Origin of the sequence: Lacinutrix sp. (assembly GCF_023299985.1) — a bacterium.
Classification (GTDB): domain Bacteria; phylum Bacteroidota; class Bacteroidia; order Flavobacteriales; family Flavobacteriaceae; genus Lacinutrix.
The window spans coordinates 1-3,129 of record NZ_JALZVX010000088.1; the positions used below are offsets into that span (position 1 = coordinate 1).

General features: G+C 34.1%; 4 protein-coding genes. 2 read left to right on the top strand and 2 right to left on the bottom strand.

What is annotated here, in order from left to right:
- Positions 1-368: DUF1801 domain-containing protein (locus Q0C58_RS04395; RefSeq protein WP_290698023.1), on the top strand; the 368-nt coding region annotated here is incomplete at its 5' end.
- Between the two features lie 24 nt (positions 369-392).
- On the opposite strand, the gene Q0C58_RS04400 is transcribed toward Q0C58_RS04395, so the two are convergent.
- The gene (locus Q0C58_RS04400; protein WP_290698025.1) at positions 393-632 is read right to left on the bottom strand and encodes a CDGSH iron-sulfur domain-containing protein; all 240 of its coding nucleotides are present in this window, start codon (positions 630-632) and stop codon (positions 393-395) included.
- Positions 633-675: 43 nt separating this feature from the next.
- Positions 676-1,494, bottom strand: a complete 819-nt coding sequence (kdsA, locus tag Q0C58_RS04405) for a 3-deoxy-8-phosphooctulonate synthase (protein WP_290698027.1) — start codon at positions 1,492-1,494, stop codon at positions 676-678.
- Between the two features lie 301 nt (positions 1,495-1,795).
- Here kdsA and Q0C58_RS04410 point away from each other — a divergent pair.
- Positions 1,796-3,129 (top strand): GTP-binding protein (locus Q0C58_RS04410; RefSeq protein WP_290698029.1); only part of this gene is annotated, 1,334 nt, incomplete at its 3' end.

The window sequence follows — 3,129 nt, forward strand, 5'->3', positions numbered from 1 at the left end:
TGAAACCAGCAGAAGATTACATCCTAAACCAACCAGAACCGTATCGTTCTATATTAATGCATGCGCAAGTTATTATAGAACATACTATTCCTGAAGCAGAGCTTAAGTACAAATGGAAAATACCGTGTTATTATGTTGGTAAACGTCCCATTTGTTATTTAAATGCGAGCCATAAAAACGAGTTTGTAGATGTCGCTTTTTGGCACTCTAGCTACATTACAAAATATACAGAACATTTGGTAAGTGAGGAACGTAAAGTAGTTAAATCTTTACGTTATAAAACCTTAGAAGACATTAATGATAAAATCTTAATTTCAATTTTAGAGCAAGTTAATACTTGTAAAGAAGATGGTTTTTATAAAAAGTAAGCATCCTCTTTTTAATTGATTTCGCTAGTTATGAGATCCATCGCAATACGGTGGATTCTTAGTTAATTTACAAGTACATAAATAGGCGATTTTATCTTCTTCTACAGAAAACCGCATAGATGGTGTTGCTTCTTTTACACGATGCGAACCATTGCAAAATGGTTGCTCTTCAGCATGACCACAAGTACACCAAGCATAGTTTTTGTTAGCTTCCAATTCACATTTAATTGGTGCATCTCCTCCTTTTATGTTGTTCTCTTTCATAGTTTTTAATTTACTAAATTAATGAAATACTAAAATAGTGGTTTTATAAACTATTTATTGTTTTTCTAATAGAAACAAGGTTAGTTAATAATGATTCTAAATTATCTAAATGCAACATATTAGCACCATCACTTTTTGCATTTGCAGGATCAAAATGTGTTTCTATAAATAAACCATCTACATTGTTTACAATGCCTGCACGTGCAATGGTTTCAATCATATCTGGTCTTCCACCTGTTACTCCAGCGCTTTGATTAGGTTGTTGTAGAGAATGAGTAACATCTAAAACTGTTGGTGCAAATTCACGCATTGTTGGAATACCTCTAAAATCTACAATCATGTCTTGGTAACCAAACATTGTGCCTCTATCTGTAATCCATGCTTTATCACTACCAGAATCTTTTACTTTTTGCACAGCGTGTTTCATGGCTTCCGGACTCATAAATTGTCCTTTCTTTAGGTTTACCACTTTACCTGTTTTTGCTGCAGCAACTACCAAATCTGTTTGGCGCACTAAAAAAGCTGGAATCTGTAAAACATCTACATATTGTGCTGCTTTTGCAGCATCACTAACTTCGTGAATATCTGTAACTGTTGGGACATTAAATTTCTCTGAAACTTTAGCTAATATTTCTAAAGCTTTTTCATCTCCAATACCTGTAAAACTATCAATTCTACTTCTGTTTGCTTTTTTAAAACTACCTTTAAAAATGTAAGGAATTTCTAGTTTATTGGTGATTTCTAGAACACGTTCTGCTATTCTAAAAGCCATGTCTTCGCCTTCTATGGCACATGGTCCACATAATAGAAAGAAATTATTAGCGTCTGTATGTTTTAATTTTGGAATGTCTTGCAGTTGCATAAAGTTGTAGTCTTAAAGTTTATGCCACAAAGTTAATACTAAAAAACTGATTATAGGTAAACACTGCATTAGGGATAAAAACGGCATCCTTTTTTTTGCTTTCGCAAATGGCAAAAAAAAGATATAGCCCTTCGACTGCGTTCAGGATGAATTCAAGCCCGATGTTTTGTTGCTCAGTCACTTACTGTGAATTTTAGTTAAAAGTAGACTTGCAACAAAACGGAATGCCTAAATAAAAATATTTTAGGTGAATTTCAATAAAAAATAAGTACCTTTGCACGCTTAAAATAAGGCATACATTATGGAGAAGATTATTAATATTGCAATTATTGCACACGTAGATCACGGGAAAACAACATTGGTAGATAAAATAATGTACCACTGTCAACTGTTTCGTGAAAACCAAAATACAGGAGATTTAATCCTGGATAATAACGATTTAGAACGTGAACGTGGTATTACCATTACGTCTAAAAACGTTTCGGTTCTATATAAAGGTACAAAAATTAACATTATTGATACTCCTGGTCACGCCGATTTTGGTGGAGAAGTTGAGCGTGTTTTAAACATGGCTGATGGTGTTGTACTATTAGTTGATGCTTTTGAAGGGCCAATGCCACAAACGCGTTTTGTTTTACAAAAAGCAATTGATTTAGGCTTAAAACCTTGTGTGGTTGTAAATAAAGTAGATAAAGAAAACTGTACTCCAGATATAGTACATGAAAAAGTTTTTGATCTTATGTTTGAACTTGGTGCAGAAGAGTGGCAGTTGGATTTTCCAACAGTTTACGGTTCGGCTAAGAACAACTGGATGAGTGACGATTGGAAAAACGAAACTGATAATGTTGAACCATTATTAGATATGGTTTTAGAGCATGTTCCAACGCCTGAATTTAAGGAAGGAACAACGCAAATGTTAATTACATCTTTAGATTTCTCTTCTTTTACTGGTCGTATTGCTATTGGTAGATTACAAAGAGGAAGTCTTGTAGAAGGTCAACAAGTTTCATTAGTAAAAAGAGATGGGACAGTTACAAAAACAAAAATAAAAGAGGTGTTTATATTTGAAGGTCTTGGGCGTAAACGTGTAGAGAGCGTTCAAACTGGAGATATTTGTGCATTAGTAGGTATCGAAGGTTTCGAGATTGGAGATACAATTGCTGATATAGAAAATCCTGAAGGTTTAAAATCTATTGCGATAGATGAGCCTACAATGAGTATGTTATTTACAATTAACGATTCTCCTTTCTTTGGAAAGGACGGAAAGTATGTAACGTCTCGTCATATTAAAGACCGTTTAGAAAAAGAGCTAGAGAAAAACTTAGCACTTAAACTAGGTGAAACTGGTAGTGCAGATAAATTTATGGTTTTTGGTCGTGGTGTATTACACTTATCTGTATTAATTGAAACAATGCGTCGTGAAGGTTACGAGCTTCAAATTGGACAACCGCAAGTAATTATCAAGGAAATTGATGGTGTTAAATGTGAGCCAATTGAAGAGTTAACTATCGATCTTCCAGAGACTGTTTCTGGTAGAGCTGTAGAGTTTGTAACATTACGTAAAGGAGAATTGCTTTCTATGGAAGCAAAAGGAGATCGTATGATTTGCGAATTTTTAATCCCTTCTCGTGGTAT

Bases quoted from the DNA above. Each gene is read 5' to 3' on its own strand.
- Q0C58_RS04400 (WP_290698025.1), bottom strand. From the start codon at position 632: ATGAAAGAGAACAACATAAAAGGAGGAGATGCACCAATTAAATGTGAA.
- kdsA (WP_290698027.1), bottom strand. From the start codon at position 1,494: ATGCAACTGCAAGACATTCCAAAATTAAAACATACAGACGCTAATAAT.